17 protein-coding genes and 1 riboswitch are annotated in these 16,207 nt (G+C 60.4%); of the genes, 8 read left to right on the forward strand and 9 right to left on the reverse strand.

The genetic code is table 11. The annotated features are described in order from the left end of the window. The first annotated feature begins 92 nt into the window (after positions 1–92). The gene (locus CPA59_RS01210) at positions 93–764 is read left to right on the forward strand and encodes a heavy metal response regulator transcription factor (protein WP_107758544.1); all 672 of its coding nucleotides are present in this window, start codon (positions 93–95) and stop codon (positions 762–764) included. Then, positions 761–2,194: a heavy metal sensor histidine kinase gene (locus CPA59_RS01215; RefSeq protein ID WP_107758545.1), complete on the forward strand. Its 1,434-nt coding sequence runs from the start codon at positions 761–763 to the stop codon at positions 2,192–2,194. The genes CPA59_RS01210 and CPA59_RS01215 overlap by 4 nt, the downstream gene beginning before the upstream one ends. 69 nt (positions 2,195–2,263) lie before the next feature. On the opposite strand, the gene thiH is transcribed toward CPA59_RS01215, so the two are convergent. The 7 genes from thiH to CPA59_RS01250 all read right to left on the reverse strand — a co-directional run bounded on the left by thiH (position 2,264) and on the right by CPA59_RS01250 (position 8,520). Next, complete coding sequence (gene thiH / locus CPA59_RS01220) at positions 2,264–3,412, reverse strand: 2-iminoacetate synthase ThiH (RefSeq protein WP_107758546.1); 1,149 nt, start codon at positions 3,410–3,412, stop codon at positions 2,264–2,266. Next, the gene (locus tag CPA59_RS01225) at positions 3,412–4,191 is read right to left on the reverse strand and encodes a thiazole synthase (protein ID WP_107758547.1); all 780 of its coding nucleotides are present in this window, start codon (positions 4,189–4,191) and stop codon (positions 3,412–3,414) included. Before CPA59_RS01225 ends, thiH begins: the two co-directional genes overlap by 1 nt. 1 nt (position 4,192) lies before the next feature. Next, a complete protein-coding gene (gene thiS, locus CPA59_RS01230) occupies positions 4,193–4,393 on the reverse strand; it encodes a sulfur carrier protein ThiS (protein ID WP_038917511.1) in 201 nt (66 codons plus the stop codon). Beyond that, positions 4,390–5,139, reverse strand: coding sequence for a HesA/MoeB/ThiF family protein (locus tag CPA59_RS01235; RefSeq protein WP_038917512.1), 750 nt, complete (start codon positions 5,137–5,139; stop codon positions 4,390–4,392). The genes thiS and CPA59_RS01235 overlap by 4 nt, the downstream gene beginning before the upstream one ends. Position 5,140: 1 nt before the next feature. Beyond that, positions 5,141–5,776, reverse strand: coding sequence for a thiamine phosphate synthase (thiE, locus tag CPA59_RS01240; RefSeq protein WP_038917515.1), 636 nt, complete (start codon positions 5,774–5,776; stop codon positions 5,141–5,143). Then, positions 5,776–7,749: a phosphomethylpyrimidine synthase ThiC gene (thiC, locus tag CPA59_RS01245; protein ID WP_038917516.1), complete on the reverse strand. Its 1,974-nt coding sequence runs from the start codon at positions 7,747–7,749 to the stop codon at positions 5,776–5,778. The genes thiE and thiC overlap by 1 nt, the downstream gene beginning before the upstream one ends. Positions 7,750–7,897: 148 nt before the next feature. Next, a riboswitch (TPP riboswitch) is annotated at positions 7,898–8,013 on the reverse strand. Positions 8,014–8,070: 57 nt separating this feature from the next. Further along, positions 8,071–8,520 carry an Rsd/AlgQ family anti-sigma factor gene (locus tag CPA59_RS01250; RefSeq protein ID WP_038663305.1) on the reverse strand — a complete coding sequence of 150 codons (450 nt, stop codon included), beginning with the start codon at positions 8,518–8,520 and terminating at the stop codon, positions 8,071–8,073. A 103-nt stretch (positions 8,521–8,623) separates the two neighbouring features. Between CPA59_RS01250 and nudC the strand changes: the two genes are divergently transcribed. The 6 genes from nudC to CPA59_RS01280 all read left to right on the forward strand — a co-directional run bounded on the left by nudC (position 8,624) and on the right by CPA59_RS01280 (position 13,181). Then, the gene (nudC, locus tag CPA59_RS01255; protein ID WP_107758548.1) at positions 8,624–9,397 is read left to right on the forward strand and encodes an NAD(+) diphosphatase; all 774 of its coding nucleotides are present in this window, start codon (positions 8,624–8,626) and stop codon (positions 9,395–9,397) included. A 55-nt stretch (positions 9,398–9,452) separates the two neighbouring features. Beyond that, positions 9,453–10,526 (forward strand): uroporphyrinogen decarboxylase, encoded by a 1,074-nt coding sequence (hemE, locus tag CPA59_RS01260; RefSeq protein ID WP_038917520.1) that lies wholly within the window; start codon positions 9,453–9,455, stop codon positions 10,524–10,526. After that, positions 10,526–11,200, forward strand: a complete 675-nt coding sequence (gene nfi / locus CPA59_RS01265) for a deoxyribonuclease V (protein WP_082202678.1) — start codon at positions 10,526–10,528, stop codon at positions 11,198–11,200. The genes hemE and nfi overlap by 1 nt, the downstream gene beginning before the upstream one ends. 91 nt (positions 11,201–11,291) lie before the next feature. Then, positions 11,292–11,882: a YjaG family protein gene (locus CPA59_RS01270; protein WP_038663285.1), complete on the forward strand. Its 591-nt coding sequence runs from the start codon at positions 11,292–11,294 to the stop codon at positions 11,880–11,882. A gap of 311 nt (positions 11,883–12,193) precedes the next feature. Beyond that, positions 12,194–12,466 (forward strand): nucleoid-associated protein HU-alpha, encoded by a 273-nt coding sequence (gene hupA, locus CPA59_RS01275; RefSeq protein WP_012882985.1) that lies wholly within the window; start codon positions 12,194–12,196, stop codon positions 12,464–12,466. Positions 12,467–12,470: 4 nt separating this feature from the next. After that, a complete protein-coding gene (locus CPA59_RS01280) occupies positions 12,471–13,181 on the forward strand; it encodes a DUF1481 domain-containing protein (protein WP_107758549.1) in 711 nt (236 codons plus the stop codon). Positions 13,182–13,262: 81 nt separating this feature from the next. On the opposite strand, the gene purD is transcribed toward CPA59_RS01280, so the two are convergent. Together purD and purH are read right to left on the reverse strand one after the other, a co-directional pair. Then, the gene (purD, locus tag CPA59_RS01285; RefSeq protein ID WP_107758550.1) at positions 13,263–14,552 is read right to left on the reverse strand and encodes a phosphoribosylamine--glycine ligase; all 1,290 of its coding nucleotides are present in this window, start codon (positions 14,550–14,552) and stop codon (positions 13,263–13,265) included. A 15-nt stretch (positions 14,553–14,567) separates the two neighbouring features. Next, positions 14,568–16,157 (reverse strand): bifunctional phosphoribosylaminoimidazolecarboxamide formyltransferase/IMP cyclohydrolase, encoded by a 1,590-nt coding sequence (gene purH, locus CPA59_RS01290; RefSeq protein WP_038663278.1) that lies wholly within the window; start codon positions 16,155–16,157, stop codon positions 14,568–14,570. Between the last annotated feature and the right edge of the window lie 50 nt (positions 16,158–16,207).

Below are 16,207 nucleotides of genomic sequence, written 5' to 3' on the forward strand. Positions count from 1 at the left end.
TGACATTAATGTCATCAAGTCGGCCGGGCGGAGTTGCTATGATGAGGCGATGTTTCGGCAGCGATGCCGCCAGTACAGCGGGAGTGATAACGATGCGTATTCTGGTGATTGAAGATGACGCCGGCACCGGGGATTACCTGAAAAAAGGGCTGACCGAGGCGGGATATGCGGTCGACCTGGCGCGCAACGGCACCGACGGATTGTTCAATGCGCTGGAACACGGCTACGACGCTGTCATTCTGGATGTGATGCTGCCGGGGCTCAATGGCTGGCAGATTATTGAGATGCTGCGCAAGAAGAGCGATGTGCCGGTACTGTTTCTGACGGCGCGCGACCAGTTGCACGACCGCATTCACGGGCTGGAGCTGGGCGCGGACGATTACCTCATCAAACCGTTTTCCTTTACTGAACTGGTGCTGCGCGTTCGCACCCTGTTGCGTCGCGGCGTGGTGCGCGAGGCGGATCACTACTTGGTGGCGGATCTGCAACTGGATGTGCTGCGGCGTAAAGCTACGCGTCAGGATACGGTGATTCCACTGACCAACAAGGAGTTCATGTTGCTGCATTTGCTGGTGCGGCGCGAAGGCGAGGTGCTGTCCCGTACCCTGATCGCTTCGCAGGTGTGGGATATGAACTTCGACAGCGACACCAACGTGGTGGATGTGGCGGTGAAACGCCTGCGCGCCAAAATCGACAAGCCGTTTGACGTCAAGTTGATCCATACCGTGCGCGGTATCGGCTATGTGTGCGAGCCGCGCTCATGAACGTGTTTTTTCAGCGCTGGCGCGCCAGCTCGCTGACGTTGCGTTGCAGCCTGTTGTTCGCGCTGACGACCGCGCTGGTGGTCAGCAGCGTCGGCGGCTATCTGTACGGCGTTCTGCGTCAGGAAATGTATCGGCGCAGCGACGTGCAGGTTACCGGGCGGGTGGAGTACTACCGCCATCTGTTGGGCAGGAATTTCACCTTGCCGATGCTGACCGCCAACACCGGCATGTTCGAAAATATGCTGGGGAACGAGCAGGACGTGCTGCTGTTTTCCCTGCCGGGGCAAAAGCCGCTGATTAACGTCAACCCGGCGCATATTGCTCTGCCGGACATTCCCCCGATCGCGGTGGACGCGCCGCTGCAAACCGATGCGGTACGCGGCAGCCTGACGGAGCAGGGCGTACCGCTGCGGGTGATTGCCGCACAGGTGCGGCTGCATGACGGTCAGATGTTGCAGGTCACGGCGGCTCACGTGATGTTCAGCGAACAAAAGATGCTGGAGCACTATCTGTGGCGCGTGGTGGGGGCGGTGGCGATCGCCTTTGTGCTGATTGGCGGGCTGGGCTATCTGGCGCTGCGCCGCGGTTTATTGCCGTTGTGGCGGATGACGGCGCAGGCGTCGGCGATTGCGCCGAATACGCTGTCCACCCGGATCAGCGATGCGGATGCGCCGCAGGAAATGCGACAGTTGATTCGCGCGTTCAACGCCATGCTGGACCGACTGAACGACGGTTATCTGCGGCTGACCCAGTTTTCCGCCGATCTGGCGCACGAAATCCGCACGCCGATTGGCGCGCTGATGGGGCATTGTCAGGTGGCGCTGTATCAGCCGCGTAGTGTGGAAGAGTATGAGACGCTGCTGTCCGACAACATCGCTGAGCTGGAGCGAATGTCGCGCATGGTGGAAAACATTCTGTTTCTGGCCCGCGCCAGTCACGAGCAGCCGGTGCTCAATCGCGTGCCGGTCGAGGTGGCGACTGAACTGCGTCGGGTAGCGGATTACTTTGAGATGCTGGCGGAAGAACGCGGTATCGAACTGTTGTGCGAAGGCAATGCCCGGCTGGCGGTGGATGCGTTACTGTTCCAGCGTGCGCTGGGCAATCTGGTCGCCAACGCGGTGCGTTACGCCAAAGCCGACAGCCCGGTGCGGCTGAGCGTAGCCGCATCCTCTGAGCGAGTGGTGGTCGAGGTGACTAACCTCGGTCCGGTGCTGCCGCCCGCGCAACTGGAACGCTTGTTCGACCGGTTTTACCGCGCCGACGCCACCCGCAGCGCCAGCAGCGATTCCAGCGGGCTGGGGTTGTCGATCGTACGGGCGATCATGACATTGCACGGCGGCGAGGTCATTGCCCGTTGCGATCCGCGCGATGAAACGATCGGGCGGATTACTTTCAGCCTGATCTTTCCTGTCAGTCATGACGGCAGGTGATGACGGCAGATGATGACGATCGTACCGTGAGGACAGGATCCTCTGCATCGCGATAGGCTGGCGCAAAACTCAACCTGCGCCCGGTCGCCCCAGATAGCCGTCCCAGTCTTTCCACACCGGTTGCAGCCCGGCACGGGTCAGGGCAGCGGCCACCGCTTCCGGACGACGGTCGTCGTGCGGGGTGAACTGCTCCAGTTCCGGGTGGTCGTCGGCGTAGCCGCCCGGCTGGGTTTTGGAAAATGCGCTGACGTTGTTGATGGCGATTGGGATCATGTGGTCGCGGAAGTGGGGCGATTCGCGCGTCGACAGCGACAGTTCCACATCGGGCGCCAGCAGCCGGAAGGCGCAGATCACCTGCATCAGTTGCGCTTCATCCATCAGCGAAGCGGGTTCGATGCCGCCGGCGCAGGGGCGCAGACGTGGGAACGATACCGAATAGCGGCTCTGCCAGTAAGTCTGCTGTAAATACAGCAGATGCTCGGCCACCATGTAGCAATCAGCGCGCCAGCTGTCGGACAGCCCAATCAACGCCCCCAGCCCGATCTTGTCGATCCCGGCGCGCCCCAGCCTGTCCGGCGTCGCCAGCCGCCAGGCGAAATCCTGCTTGTGACCGCGCAGGTGATGGCGGGCGTAGGTCGCCGGGTGGTAGGTTTCCTGATACACCATCACGCCATCCAGCCCGAGGGTTTTCAACTCGGCGTACTCCGCCTGCGCCAGCGGCTGCACTTCCATCATCAGCGAACTGAACTGCGGGCGAATCAGCGGCAGCATCTGGCGAAAATAGTCCATCCCCACCTTACGCTGGTGTTCGCCGGTTACCAGCAGCAGGTGATCGAACCCCAGCGCTTTAATTGCCTCGCACTCGCGCAGGATTTCCTGCTCATCAAGCGTCTTGCGCTTGAGGTGATTGCTCATGGAAAAACCGCAGTAGGTGCAGTCGTTAGCGCACAGGTTGGAGAGGTACAGCGGTACATAGAAGCTGACGGTGTTGCCGAAGCGCTGGCGCGTCAGCTGTTGCGCCCGCTGCGCCAGCGGTTCCAGCCAGCGGCCGGCGGCGGGAGACAGCAGCGCCATCATGTCCTCGCGCGTCGGCCGATCGGCGCATAACGCCCGTTCTACGTCGGCGTCGGTCTTGCTGTTGATGCGCAGTGTCAGGTCATGCCACTCCAACTGTTGACAGCGCTGTTCAAACGACGGCGATTGATCGTGGGTGTCCATCAGTTGGCGGCCTCCGTATGCTGCAGAAAGCCGGTGAGCGGGCTGGTGGCGCTGGCGATGCGCTGGCGGTTGCCCAGCCCGGCCTGATGAGCGATAGCGCCGGCGTCTACCGCCAGCCGGAAGGCTTGCGCCATCTGCACCGGGTCGCGCGCCACGGCGATAGCGGTGTTGACCAGTACCGCATCCGCACCCAGTTCAATCGCTTCCGCCGCGTGGCTGGGCGCGCCGATGCCGGCGTCCACCACCACCGGCACCCGTGCCTGTTCGATGATGATGCGCAGGAAATCGCGCGTTTGCAGCCCCTGATTGGAACCGATCGGCGCGCCCAGCGGCATCACCGCGGCGCAGCCGACGTCTTCCAGACGCTTGCACAGTACCGGGTCGGCACCGCAGTAAGGCAATACCACAAAGCCGTCTTTCACCAGCTGTTCGGCGGCTTTCAGGGTTTCCACCGGGTCGGGCAGCAGGTATTTCATGTCCGGGTGGATTTCCAGCTTCACCCAGTGCGTGCCCAGCGCTTCGCGCGCCAGCCGGGCGGCGAACACCGCCTCCTCGGCGGTTTTGGCGCCGGAGGTATTCGGCAGCAGGTGTACGCCCAGCTCGCGCAACGGCGCCAGAATGGCGTCGCTGCCGCCTTTCAAATCCACGCGTTTCATCGCCAGCGTGATCAGTTGTGAACCCGAAGCGCGCAGGGCGTCCTGCATCAGTCGCGCGCTGGCGAATTTTCCGGTCCCGGTTAATAACCGGGAAGTAAAAGTGGTATCCGCAATCTTCAGCATTTCAACCTCCTGCGATTGCCTGAAACAGCAAAATGTCATCACCGTCGCGCAGCGGGTGTTGCGTCCAGGCATCACGCGGGATGATGGTTTGATTGATAGCCAGCGCCGTGCCGGGCTGCAGCCGGTTCAACTGGCTGAGCAACTGCGCCACGGTCAGCTCGTCCTGCAGTTCGATAACATCGTCGTTAAGCCGGATCTTCATGCCTGCTCTCCGCATACCGGGCAGGTAGACGAGCGCGTCAGTTGCAGCGTGGTCCACTGCTGTTGGCGCGCATCGAACAGCCGCAGTTTGCCGTCCAGCGGCGAGGACAAACCGCACAGCAGCTTGATCGCTTCCAGCGCCTGCAACGTACCCATCACGCCGACCACCGGACCGAGCACGCCGGCGGTGCGGCAGTTGCGCTGCGGTTCGCTGGCGTCCGGGTAGAGGCAGGCATAACAGCCGTGCCGATAAGGCGGCGTCAGCACCAGCAACTGGCCGCTAAAACCGACGGCGCTGGCGCTGATCAGCGGTTTTTGCGCCGCGACGCAGGCGGCGTTGACCGCGTGGCGGGTCGCCATGTTGTCGCAGCAGTCCAGCACCAGATCGGCTTGCGCCACCGCTTTCTCAAGTGGTTCGCCTTCCAGCCGGGTGGTCAGGGCCACGGTTTTCACCAGCGGATTGACGGCTTCCAGCGCGTGACGGGCCAGCACCGCTTTGGGGCGTGAAAGGTCGGCGTTGCGGTAGAGAATCTGACGTTGCAGATTGGAGATGTGCAGGGTGTCGTGGTCCGCCAGCAGCAGCGTGCCGACGCCGGCCGCCGCCAGATAGAGCGCCGCCGGCGAGCCGAGCCCGCCCAGACCCACCAGCAGCACCCGGGCTTCCGCCAGCTTCTGCTGCCCTTCCTGACCGATGTCTTCCAGCAGCAACTGGCGGCTGTAACGCATAAAGGCCTGATCGTCGAGCATGTTACGCCTCCCGTCCTTCAATCAGTCGCAGCAGCGTCGCAGTGGCGGCGCGCCAGTCCGCCGCTTGCGTGATGGCGCTGACCACGGCAATGCTGCCGACCCCGGTTTCCAGCACCGCCGGCGCCCGGTCAATGCTGATGCCGCCGATGGCGACGGTGGGAAAGCGCCCGTCCAGCGCGTGGATATGGCGGGCCAGTTCGGCCAGCCCTTGCGGCGCAGACGGCATCGCTTTGGTTTGGGTGGGGAAGATATGGCCCAGCGCGATATAAGACGGCGAGATAGCGACGGCGCGCGCCAGTTCGGCGGCGTCATGGGTGGAAACGCCCAGCCGCAGCCCGGCGGCGCGGATCGCGTTTAGATCGGCGGTGTCGAGATCTTCCTGCCCAAGGTGTACGCCGTAGGCCTGATGCTTCACCGCCAGTTGCCAGTAGTCGTTGATGAACAGCCGGGCCTGATGGCGACGGCCGAGCGCGATCGCCCGGATGATGTCGGGTTCGGCCCGATCCGCCGGCTGGTCCTTGATGCGTAGCTGGATGGTGCGGACGCCGGCTGCCAGCAGACGTTCGATCCATTCTACGCTGTCAACCACCGGATACAGCCCCAGCCGGGCGTCAGTAGCGGGAAAAATGCCGTTCATCAGCGTTCTTCCTGCGGCAGGCTGGTGGCGGTGTGGTACAGCTCGCTGCCGCGGGCGCGGAATTCGGCGGACATCTGAGCCATGCCGACATCCAGCGGTTGCGCTTGCACCTGCGCCTCCTGACGGGCGGCGTAGTCGCGCACTTCCTGGGTTATCTTCATCGAACAGAATTTCGGTCCGCACATCGAGCAGAAATGCGCCACCTTGCCGGATTCCTGCGGCAGGGTTTCGTCGTGGTAGGCGCGGGCGGTTTCCGGGTCCAAAGCCAGATTGAACTGGTCCTCCCAGCGGAATTCAAAACGCGCTTTGGACATGGCGTTGTCGCGGATCTGCGCGCCGGGGTGGCCTTTCGCCAGGTCGGCGGCGTGGGCGGCAATTTTATAGGCGATCAACCCTTGTTTGACGTCGTTTTTGTTCGGCAGCCCCAGATGCTCTTTCGGGGTGACGTAGCACAGCATGGCGCAGCCGAACCAGCCGATCATCGCCGCGCCGATACCGGAGGTGAAGTGGTCGTAACCGGGCGCGATATCGGTGGTGAGCGGGCCTAAAGTATAGAACGGCGCCTCGTGGCAGTGTTCCAGCTCTTCGGTCATGTTGCGGCGGATCATCTGCATCGGCACATGGCCGGGGCCTTCGATCATCACCTGCACGTCGTATTCCCAGGCGATTTTGGTCAGTTCGCCCAGCGTGTGCAGTTCGGCGAACTGCGCTTCGTCGTTGGCATCCTGAATGGAACCGGGGCGCAGGCCGTCGCCGAGCGACAGCGCGACGTCATAGGCGGCACAGATTTCGCAGATTTCACGGAAATGCTGGTACAGGAAGTTCTCCTGATGGTGCGACAGGCACCACTTGGCCATAATCGAGCCGCCGCGCGACACAATGCCGGTCAGGCGTTTGGCGGTCATCGGTACATAGCGCAGCAACACGCCGGCGTGGATGGTGAAGTAATCCACCCCTTGTTCCGCCTGTTCCAGCAAGGTGTCGCGGAACAGTTCCCAGGTCAGGTTTTCCGCGATGCCGTTGACCTTTTCCAGCGCCTGATAGATCGGCACCGTGCCGATCGGCACCGGGCTGTTGCGCAGGATCCACTCGCGGGTTTCATGGATGTAGCGCCCGGTGGACAGGTCCATCACCGTGTCCGCGCCCCAGCGGGTGGCCCACACCAGTTTTTCCACTTCTTCTTCGATAGACGAGGTCACGGCGGAGTTGCCGATATTGGCATTCACCTTCACCAGAAAATTGCGGCCGATGATCATCGGTTCCGATTCGGGGTGGTTGATGTTGGCGGGGATGATGGCGCGCCCGGCGGCCACTTCCTGACGCACGAATTCCGGCGTGATGTTGTCCGGCAGCAGTGCGCCGAAACTGTGGCCCGGATGCTGCTGGCGCAGCACCTCGCCGCGCACGCGCTCGCGCCCCATGTTTTCACGGATGGCGATGAATTCCATCTCCGGCGTGATGATGCCCTGACGGGCGTAGTGCAACTGGGTAACGCGGCGACCGGCTTTGGCGCGCTTAGGCTGCGGCAGATGTTCAAAACGCAGATGGTCGAGGCCGATGTCCGCCAGCCGTTGTTGGGTAAAGCCGGAGCTGGCTTTCGGTAAGGCTTCGGTGTCGTCGCGCCCGGCAATCCAGTCGGCGCGCAGTTTGCCAAGCCCGCGGTGTACGTCCGGGGTAGTGGCCGGGTCGCCATACGGACCGGCGGTGTCATACACCGGCACCGCTTCGTTGGCTTCATAGCGCGGATTGTCGCGGCTGCCGCCCACCAGCGTCGGGCTAAGCTGGATTTCCCGCATCGGCACGCGGATGTCCGGCTGTGAGCCGGTCAGATAAATGCGCTGTGAGTTGGGAAAGGTCGACCCGCGCAGCGTGTCGATAAACTGCTGGGCGGCGGCGCGTTGTTCGCGACGACCGGAGGATTTCTTTTCTCCGGAAACATTCTGTTCTGTAGACTGGGTTGGTTCTGTAGACATAGCAAGTTCCTGTTCATTAAAAGGAAAAATTGCTTGTCTGGAGCTCGGAGGGAGTAATGGCCGGATGCTGGCCCGCTGGCAACGGCAATCATGTGATGCCGGGTCTTGCGGCTGCGGCGGCAACGTGAACGTTGCGCCTGGGGCTGGCAGTGTGATTACTCTTGTTCCCTTCGCAGGTATTAACCTGATCAGGTTCCGCGGATCCCGAATTAACGGTCTCAGCCCACGCGCCATACGGCGTGTTGGGCACTCCGACAAGATATCGCCCCTTCACGGGGCGAACTAAAACTCTGACACTCTATGCGCTGTGACGGTGTGCCGTCAATGATCGAACATCAGTCGGATCAGGCTGTCTTCCAGGGTGAAGCGCATTGCCAATGCTTCACCCACGCCGGATAATGTCTGGCGAAATTCCTGACTGTCGACGGGCTCGATGAAAAACGCCAGATGGCTGTCGTAAATATCCATGATTTGCTGGGTGTTGCTGCGCAGCGCGACATCAAAGTGCGACGCCTGCGTCAGCTTTCGGTCGTTGCGCATGATGTTTTCCTGCAACATGCGTTCGTAGACATGGAAATGACCGACAGACAGATAGTCGACCAGATGATGGCAAAATTCATCCAGCGTCCGTGCTTCCGGTATTTTCCCTGTCTGAATGCTGAGCAGGTGGTAATAGGCCAACAAAAGATGTTTGCGGGCCTGCAACCACTGATCGATCAAGGCGTAATTGCCACCAACGTTCTCCGTTAGACGTTGTAACTGTTTCAGCATGGTTGACTCCGGGTATCGATAGGATGATGACAGTTAGTCGTGTCATTATTTATAACCATAGTCGTAAAACGCCAATCTGGTAATAAGCGGGGCAATAAAAGAGATGGAAGTGACGCTGAAGGGTGACGAACGCGGATGGTGGGTGGTGTATCACCGCCATCAGATCTGGCTGCCTCAGGGCGAATTGCCGCAGGGAACGGCGGCGCAGTGGCAGTTGCAGCAGCAGCCCGCCCGCCAGGTTGGCGAGTGGCAGGGGGAACCGGTATGGCTGGTGCTGCAGGATAAGACCAGCGACATGGGTTCGGTGCGCCAACTGCTGGATCAGGATGCCGGGTTGTTCCAACTGGCGGGCCGCGCGGTGCAGCTGGCGGAATTCTATCGTTCGCACCGGTTTTGCGGTTACTGCGGCCATGAGATGTCGGTCAGCACCACCGAATTGGCCTGCCTGTGCGCGCACTGCAAAGAGCGTTACTACCCGCAGATTGCCCCCTGCGTGATTGTGGCGATTCGCCGCGACGACAAGATTCTGCTGGCGCAGCACCTGCGCCACAAAGGCAACATGTACACAACGCTGGCCGGCTTTGTGGAAGTGGGGGAAACCCTGGAGCAGGCGGTAGCGCGGGAAGTGATGGAAGAGAGCAATATCCGCGTCAGGAACCTGCGTTACGTCAGTTCCCAGCCCTGGCCGTTCCCGCATTCGCTGATGATGGCGTTCATGGCCGACTACGACGGGGGCGAGGTGAAAGCTGACCCGTCCGAACTGCGGGATGCCGACTGGTTCCGTTATGATCGCTTGCCGGAATTGCCGCCGCCGGGTACGGTAGCCCGGCGTCTGATTGAAGACACGGTAGTGCTGTGCCGCGAGGCCGATCGTTGATCGGTCATCGCCAGCGACAATCATGCCTGCAAGCAGGCGTTACAAGGAAAAGACCATGACTGATCTGAAAAACGATCGCTATTTGCGTGCGCTGTTGCGTCAGCCTGTGGATGTGACCCCGGTATGGATGATGCGTCAGGCGGGGCGTTACCTGCCGGAATACCGCGCGACTCGCTCGCAAGCTGGTGATTTCATGTCGCTGTGCAAGAATGCCGAGCTGGCCTGTGAAGTGACGTTACAGCCGCTGCGACGCTACAACCTTGATGCGGCCATTCTGTTTTCCGATATTCTCACCATACCCGACGCTATGGGGCTGGGGCTGTATTTTGAAGCCGGCGAAGGGCCGCGCTTTACCTCGCCGGTCACCTGTCATGCCGACGTGGAAAAACTACCGGTGCCGGACCCGGAGCTGGAACTCGGCTACGTAATGAACGCGGTGCGGACGATTCGCCGCAATCTGGCGGGCGCGGTGCCGTTGATCGGTTTTTCCGGCAGCCCGTGGACGCTGGCGACCTATATGGTGGAAGGCGGCAGCAGCAAAGCCTTCACCGTAATCAAGAAGATGATGTTTACCGAGCCGCGCACGCTGCATCTGTTGCTGGACAAGCTGGCGGACAGCGTGACGCTCTACCTTAATGCCCAGATTCGGGCCGGCGCGCAGGCGGTGATGATTTTCGACACCTGGGGCGGGGCGCTGAGCGGGGCTGATTACCGTGAATTCTCGCTGCATTATATGCACAAGATTGTCGACGGCCTGCTGCGTGAAAACGACGGCCGCCGGGTGCCGGTGACGCTGTTCACCAAAGGCGGCGGTCAGTGGCTGGAGGCGATGGCGGATACCGGCTGCGACGCGCTGGGGCTGGATTGGACCACCGATATTGCCGACGCGCGCCGTCGCGTCGGCGATCGGGTGGCGTTGCAGGGCAATATGGACCCGTCGATGCTGTATGCGCCGCCTGCCCGCATCGAGCAGGAAGTCGCTACCATTCTGGCCGGATTCGGCACCGGTAATGGCCATGTGTTTAACCTGGGGCACGGCATTCATCAGGACGTACCGCCAGAGCATGCCGGCGCTTTCGTCGAGGCGGTACATCGCTTATCCGCGCCGTATCATCAGGACCTCGCCTGATGGATATGCAGGCGCTGCGCGAAGAACAACGTGACAAAGCGGTTCAGGTGATTCGTCATGACGATGTGCCTTTTGAGCAGCCGACGCTGATCGCCGGCGCCGATGTCGGTTTCGAGCAGGACGGCGCGGTAACCCGCGCTGCGCTGGCCGTGCTGACCTATCCGTCGCTGCAACTGGTGGAATACCAGATTGCGCGTATTCCGACTATCATGCCTTATATCCCCGGTTTCCTGTCGTTCCGCGAGTACCCGGCTCTGCTGGCGGCGTGGGAACAGTTGCAGCACCGGCCGGATTTGCTGTTTGTCGACGGGCACGGCGTGTCTCATCCCCGTCGTCTGGGCGTCGCCAGCCATTTCGGCTTGCTGGTCAACGTGCCGACCATCGGCGTCGCCAAACGGCGCCTGTGCGGGCAGTTTGCGCCGCTGGCGGACGCGGTGGGCAGTCGTCAGCCGTTGCTGGACCGGGATGAGCAGCTCGGCTGGGTATGGCGCAGCAAGGCCCGTTGCAATCCGCTGTTTGTCTCCACCGGTCACCGTGTCGGTATGGACAGCGCGCTGCAGTGGGTGATGCGTTGCATGAACGGCTATCGCCTGCCGGAACCTACCCGCTGGGCGGATGCGGTGGCGTCCAACCGTCCGGCGTTTCAACGCTGGCAACGTCAGGCCGGCCTGTAGGATAATGCCGGGCAGGAAACTTTAGGAATTCAGGTATATGGCGGTGCGGCGATTTTCGTTACACTGCCGCCCATTATTATTGAGATGAACAATGTTACGTAACCCCATTCATTTGCGTCTGGAAAAGCTGGCAAGTTGGCAGCATGTCACCTTTATGGCCTGTCTTTGTGAACGTATGTACCCCAACTATCATGAGTTTTGTCAGCAAACGGGTTTTGGGGATGCGCAGCTTTACCGGCGCATGCTGGATCTGGTGTGGGAAACGCTGGTGGTCAAAGATGCCAAGGTCAATTTCGACAGTCAGTTGGAAAAGCTGGAAGATGCGATTCCTGCCGCAGACGATTACGACATTTATGGCGTATACCCGGCCATTGACGCTTGCGTTGCTCTGAGCGAGCTGTTGCATTCGCGTTTGAGCGGCGAAACGCTGGAACACGCGGTCGCTATCAGCGAAACTTCGATCCGTACCGTAGCGATGCTGGAGATGACTCAGGCGGGGCGGGAAATGACCGATGAAGAACTGAAGGTTGTGCCTGCCGTCGAAGAAGAATGGGACATCCAGTGGGAGATTTTCCGCCTGCTGGCCGACTGCGAAGAACGCGACGTCGAGCTGATAAAAGGCCTGCGCGCCGACCTGCGCGAGGCAGGAATTAGTAACATTGGGATAAATTTGTATCAATAACGCGATAAAACGTGATTTAAGGCCTGAAATGGCCTGTCTTTAGGCTTCACATCCGCACCCTGTCTGGTCTACATTTGGGGGGCGTAATAAAAGTGGCTGTCGGTGCGTGTATGCAGGAGAGTGCTACTACCCCCTAAATAATTCGAGTTGCAGGAAGGCGGCGACGCAGCGAATCCCCGTGAGCTTACTTGAGTAAGTGAATGGGGTGAGCGAGGAAAGCCAACGCACCTGTGGCTCGAAGTATGACGGGAGATGGCATATCCGTCGCACTCGATGCTTAGCAAGCGATAAACACACTGTAAGGATAACTTATGAATAAGACTCAACTGATTGATGTAATTGCTGACAAAGCTGACCTTTCCAAGACCCAGGCTAAAGCTGCCCTGGAAGCTACTCTGGCAGCGATCACGGAGTCTCTGAAAGAAGGTGATGCAGTACAATTAGTTGGTTTTGGCACTTTCAAAGTCAATCATCGTAACGAGCGCACTGGCCGCAACCCGCAGACTGGTAAAGAAATCAAAATTGCTGCCGCTAACGTGCCTGCGTTTGTGTCCGGTAAGGCATTGAAAGACGCTGTCAAATAAGCGCATGCTGATACAAGGTTTAAGCAGAGGGGCGATTTCGCCCCTTTTGCTTTTTTGCAGACGGCACATCCGTTTTGCCGCGCCGGCGCTGGTGTGTTGGCTGAGCGCCTGTAGTTCCTCGACGCCGCCGCCCGCCGTGTATGCCAGCGGCTACCTGGCCGATAGCGGCGTGGTGCGGTTGTGGCGTAAAGACGACGCGCAGCAGCATCTCACCACACTGGTGACAGCGCTCAGTCCGCTATCAGGAAAAGAAGTCCGGATTACCCGTTACCGCTTCCAGCAGGGCGCTTTGCGTGAGGTCCAGCAGACCAATTCTGCGTCGGCGCGGGAAGAGGTCAGGCTGCGTTTTGATCAGGCGGGAACCGTCAGTTACATGCAGCGCCAGTTGCCGGACCGGCGTGAGTCGTTGTCGGAAGACGAGATTGCGCTGTTCCAGTTCGATGCCCGGCGCTTGCTGGAACTGAGCGATTCTCTGCGCGCCGGCAAGGTATCGCTGATGCAGGGGCGCTGGAATGCAGGGCAGGTAACCACGTGCGACGGAAAAACGGTACGCCCGGAGCTGGACCGCTCTTCGCTGGCCTGGATCGCACAGCAAGCCGAACGCGCCGCCGCACCGCTTAGCATTGCCTGGCTGACGTCACCGGAAGGCACGCAGTTGTTGCAGGCGGCAGAGACGGATTTCTGTCGTTGGGAACCCACAGCCGAGGCGTGGTAGTCAGGGAAGAGAAGCGGTAAAACAAGAAAGGAGGGGCCAGCCCGTCAGGCATGACCCCTTGTTGAGATCTGCGCGCTATCGTCAGGCTTGCTGCTCGCGTGCGATGGCGCGATAGCCGATGTCGCTGCGACAGAAGCAGCCTTCCCAACTGATCGGCTTAGCCAGCTCGTAGGCGCGTTGCTGCGCTTCGGCTACGCTGTGGCCCAGCGCCGTCACGCACAATACGCGCCCGCCGTTGGTCACCACGTCGTCGCCATTCAGTTTGGTGCCGGCATGGAACACCTTGCCATCGGCCGCATCTTGCGTCGGCAGGCCCGAAATCACGTCGCCGTTACGGTAATCGGCCGGATAGCCGCCTGCCGCCAGCACCACGCCCAATGACGGGCGAGCATCCCAGTCAGAGGTCTTCTCATCCAGTTTGCCGTCGCAAGCCGCCAGACACAGCTCCACCAGATCGGATTTCAGGCGCAGCATTATCGGCTGAGTTTCCGGATCGCCGAAGCGGCAGTTGAATTCGATCACCTTCGGCTGACCGTCCGGGGAAATCATCAGGCCCGCGTACAGGAAGCCGGTGTAGACATTACCTTCGGCCGCCATGCCGCGCACGGTTGGCCAAATAATCTGGTCCATTACCCGCTGGTGAACCTCATCCGTCACTACCGGCGCGGGTGAGTAAGCGCCCATGCCGCCGGTGTTCGGGCCGGTATCTTTGTCGCCAACGCGTTTGTGATCCTGGCTGGTTGCCATCGGCAGCACGTGCTCGCCATCCACCATCACGATAAAGCTGGCCTCTTCGCCGTCCAGAAAATCTTCGACCACGATACGGTGACCGGCATCGCCAAACGCATTGCCTGCCAGCATGTCGGTGGCCGCATTTTCCGCTTCTTCCAGCTTCATGGCGACAATCACACCCTTACCGGCGGCCAGACCGTCCGCCTTGATGACGATAGGCGCGCCCTTGCGGCGGATATAAGCCAGCGCCGGTTCGATGTCGGTGAAATTCTGGTATTCCGCCGTTGGGATGTGCTGGCGAGCCAGGAAGTCCTTGGTAAAGGCTTTGGAACCTTCCAACTGAGCGGCCGCCTGCGTCGGGCCGAAAATCTTCAGACCGGCGGCGCGGAAGGCGTCAACCACGCCAATCACCAGCGGCGCTTCCGGGCCGACGATGGTCAGGCCGATGGCGTTCTGGCGAGCGAAATCCAGCAGCGCCGGAATGTCGGTCGCGGCGATATTCACGTTCTCCAGCGTCGGTTCCAGCGCAGTGCCGGCATTACCCGGCGCAACGTAAACCTTGTCAGCCAGTGGAGACTGGGCTGCTTTCCAGGCCAGCGCGTGCTCGCGGCCGCCATTACCAATAATCAAGATATTCATCGTCATAACTCCGGATTAGTGACGGAAGTGGCGCATGTCGGTAAACAGCATCGCGATGCCGTGTTCGTTGGCTGCCGCGATGACTTCATCATCGCGAATGGAGCCGCCCGGCTGAATCACGCAGGTGATGCCTACGGCCGCCGCTGCATCGATACCATCACGGAACGGGAAGAATGCGTCGGACGCCATGACGGAACCTTTGACTTCCAGACCTTCGTCACCAGCCTTGATACCGGCGATTTTGGCCGAGTAAACACGGCTCATCTGACCGGCGCCGATGCCGATGGTCATATTGTCGCGTGCGTAAACAATGGCGTTGGATTTAACGAATTTCGCCACTTTCCAGCAGAACAACGCATCGCGCAGTTCGGCTTCAGTCGGCTGGCGCTCGGTGACCACGCGCAACTGGGCGGCTTCTACCATGCCGAGATCGCGATCCTGCACCAGCAGGCCGCCGTTGACGCGTTTGAAATCCAGCCCCGGCGTACGCTGTTGCCACTGACCGCAGGTCAGCACGCGTACGTTCTGCTTGGCGGCGGTGACTTTCAGCGCGGCTTCGCTGGCGGAAGGAGCAATGATCACTTCAACAAACTGGCGGCTGATAATGGCTTGCGCGGTGGCTTCGTCCAGTTCGCGGTTAAAGGCGATGATGCCGCCGAACGCCGATGTCGGGTCGGTTTTGTAGGCGCGCTCATAGGCGTCCAGAATCGAACCGCCAATTGCCACGCCGCAGGGGTTGGCGTGTTTGACGATTACGCAGGCCGGCTCGGCAAATTCTTTCACGCACTCCAGCGCGGCGTCAGTATCGGCGATGTTGTTGTAGGAAAGCGCTTTGCCCTGCAACTGCTGAGCGGTGGCCACCGATGCTTCAGCGACTTTCTCTTCTATATAGAAGGCGGCCTGCTGGTGGCTGTTCTCGCCATAACGCATATCCTGTTTTTTGATGAAGTTCAGGTTCAGCGTGCGCGGGAAACGGCCGGAAGGCTGAGTGGTATCGCCGTGATAGGCCGGAACCTTACTGCCAAAGTAGTTGGCGATCATGCTGTCGTAAGCGGCGGTGTGTTCGAATGCCTTGATTGCCAGATCAAAACGGGTTTCGTAAGTCAGAGAACCTTCGTTGGCGTCCATCTCGGTGATGATGGCTGTGTAGTCGCTGCTTTTAACCACGATAGCCACGTCGTTGTGGTTCTTGGCCGCGGAGCGCACCATGGTCGGGCCGCCGATATCGATATTTTCTACCGCGTCTTCCAGCGTGCAGTCGGCTTTGGCGACGGTCTGGGCGAACGGATAGAGATTAACGACCACCATGTCGATCGGCTGGATATGGTGTTGAGTCATGATGGCGTCATCCTGACCGCGGCGACCCAGAATACCGCCATGCACTTTGGGATGCAGGGTTTTGACGCGTCCATCCATCATTTCCGGAAAACCGGTGTAATCCGAGACTTCTGTCACCGGCAGGCCGGCGTCGGCCAGCAGGCGTGCAGTGCCGCCAGTGGAGAGCAGCTCAATGCCTCGTTGTGACAGCGCCTGGGCGAATTCGACGATACCGGCTTTGTCAGACACGCTGAGCAAAGCACGACGGATAGGACGACGTTGTTGCATGATGGTTTGATCCCCTGACTTAGGTTCTTACTTTAAAGAGCGTTACGTGA

It is taken from the genome of Dickeya sp. Secpp 1600, from assembly GCF_003049805.1.
Taxonomy (GTDB): Bacteria; Pseudomonadota; Gammaproteobacteria; order Enterobacterales; family Enterobacteriaceae; genus Dickeya; species Dickeya fangzhongdai.

Bases quoted from the DNA above. Each gene is read 5' to 3' on its own strand.
- CPA59_RS01215 (WP_107758545.1), top strand. From the start codon at position 761: ATGAACGTGTTTTTTCAGCGCTGGCGCGCCAGCTCGCTGACGTTGCGT.
- CPA59_RS01280 (WP_107758549.1), top strand. From the start codon at position 12,471: ATGCTGATACAAGGTTTAAGCAGAGGGGCGATTTCGCCCCTTTTGCTT.
- hemE (WP_038917520.1), top strand. From the start codon at position 9,453: ATGACTGATCTGAAAAACGATCGCTATTTGCGTGCGCTGTTGCGTCAG.
- CPA59_RS01225 (WP_107758547.1), bottom strand. From the start codon at position 4,191: ATGCTGAAGATTGCGGATACCACTTTTACTTCCCGGTTATTAACCGGG.
- thiC (WP_038917516.1), bottom strand. From the start codon at position 7,749: ATGTCTACAGAACCAACCCAGTCTACAGAACAGAATGTTTCCGGAGAA.
- purH (WP_038663278.1), bottom strand. From the start codon at position 16,157: ATGCAACAACGTCGTCCTATCCGTCGTGCTTTGCTCAGCGTGTCTGAC.
- hupA (WP_012882985.1), top strand. From the start codon at position 12,194: ATGAATAAGACTCAACTGATTGATGTAATTGCTGACAAAGCTGACCTT.
- thiH (WP_107758546.1), bottom strand. From the start codon at position 3,412: ATGGACACCCACGATCAATCGCCGTCGTTTGAACAGCGCTGTCAACAG.
- CPA59_RS01235 (WP_038917512.1), bottom strand. From the start codon at position 5,139: ATGCTCGACGATCAGGCCTTTATGCGTTACAGCCGCCAGTTGCTGCTG.
- nudC (WP_107758548.1), top strand. From the start codon at position 8,624: ATGGAAGTGACGCTGAAGGGTGACGAACGCGGATGGTGGGTGGTGTAT.
- CPA59_RS01210 (WP_107758544.1), top strand. From the start codon at position 93: ATGCGTATTCTGGTGATTGAAGATGACGCCGGCACCGGGGATTACCTG.
- thiS (WP_038917511.1), bottom strand. From the start codon at position 4,393: ATGAAGATCCGGCTTAACGACGATGTTATCGAACTGCAGGACGAGCTG.
- CPA59_RS01250 (WP_038663305.1), bottom strand. From the start codon at position 8,520: ATGCTGAAACAGTTACAACGTCTAACGGAGAACGTTGGTGGCAATTAC.
- purD (WP_107758550.1), bottom strand. From the start codon at position 14,552: ATGAATATCTTGATTATTGGTAATGGCGGCCGCGAGCACGCGCTGGCC.
- thiE (WP_038917515.1), bottom strand. From the start codon at position 5,776: ATGAACGGCATTTTTCCCGCTACTGACGCCCGGCTGGGGCTGTATCCG.
- nfi (WP_082202678.1), top strand. From the start codon at position 10,526: ATGGATATGCAGGCGCTGCGCGAAGAACAACGTGACAAAGCGGTTCAG.
- CPA59_RS01270 (WP_038663285.1), top strand. From the start codon at position 11,292: ATGTTACGTAACCCCATTCATTTGCGTCTGGAAAAGCTGGCAAGTTGG.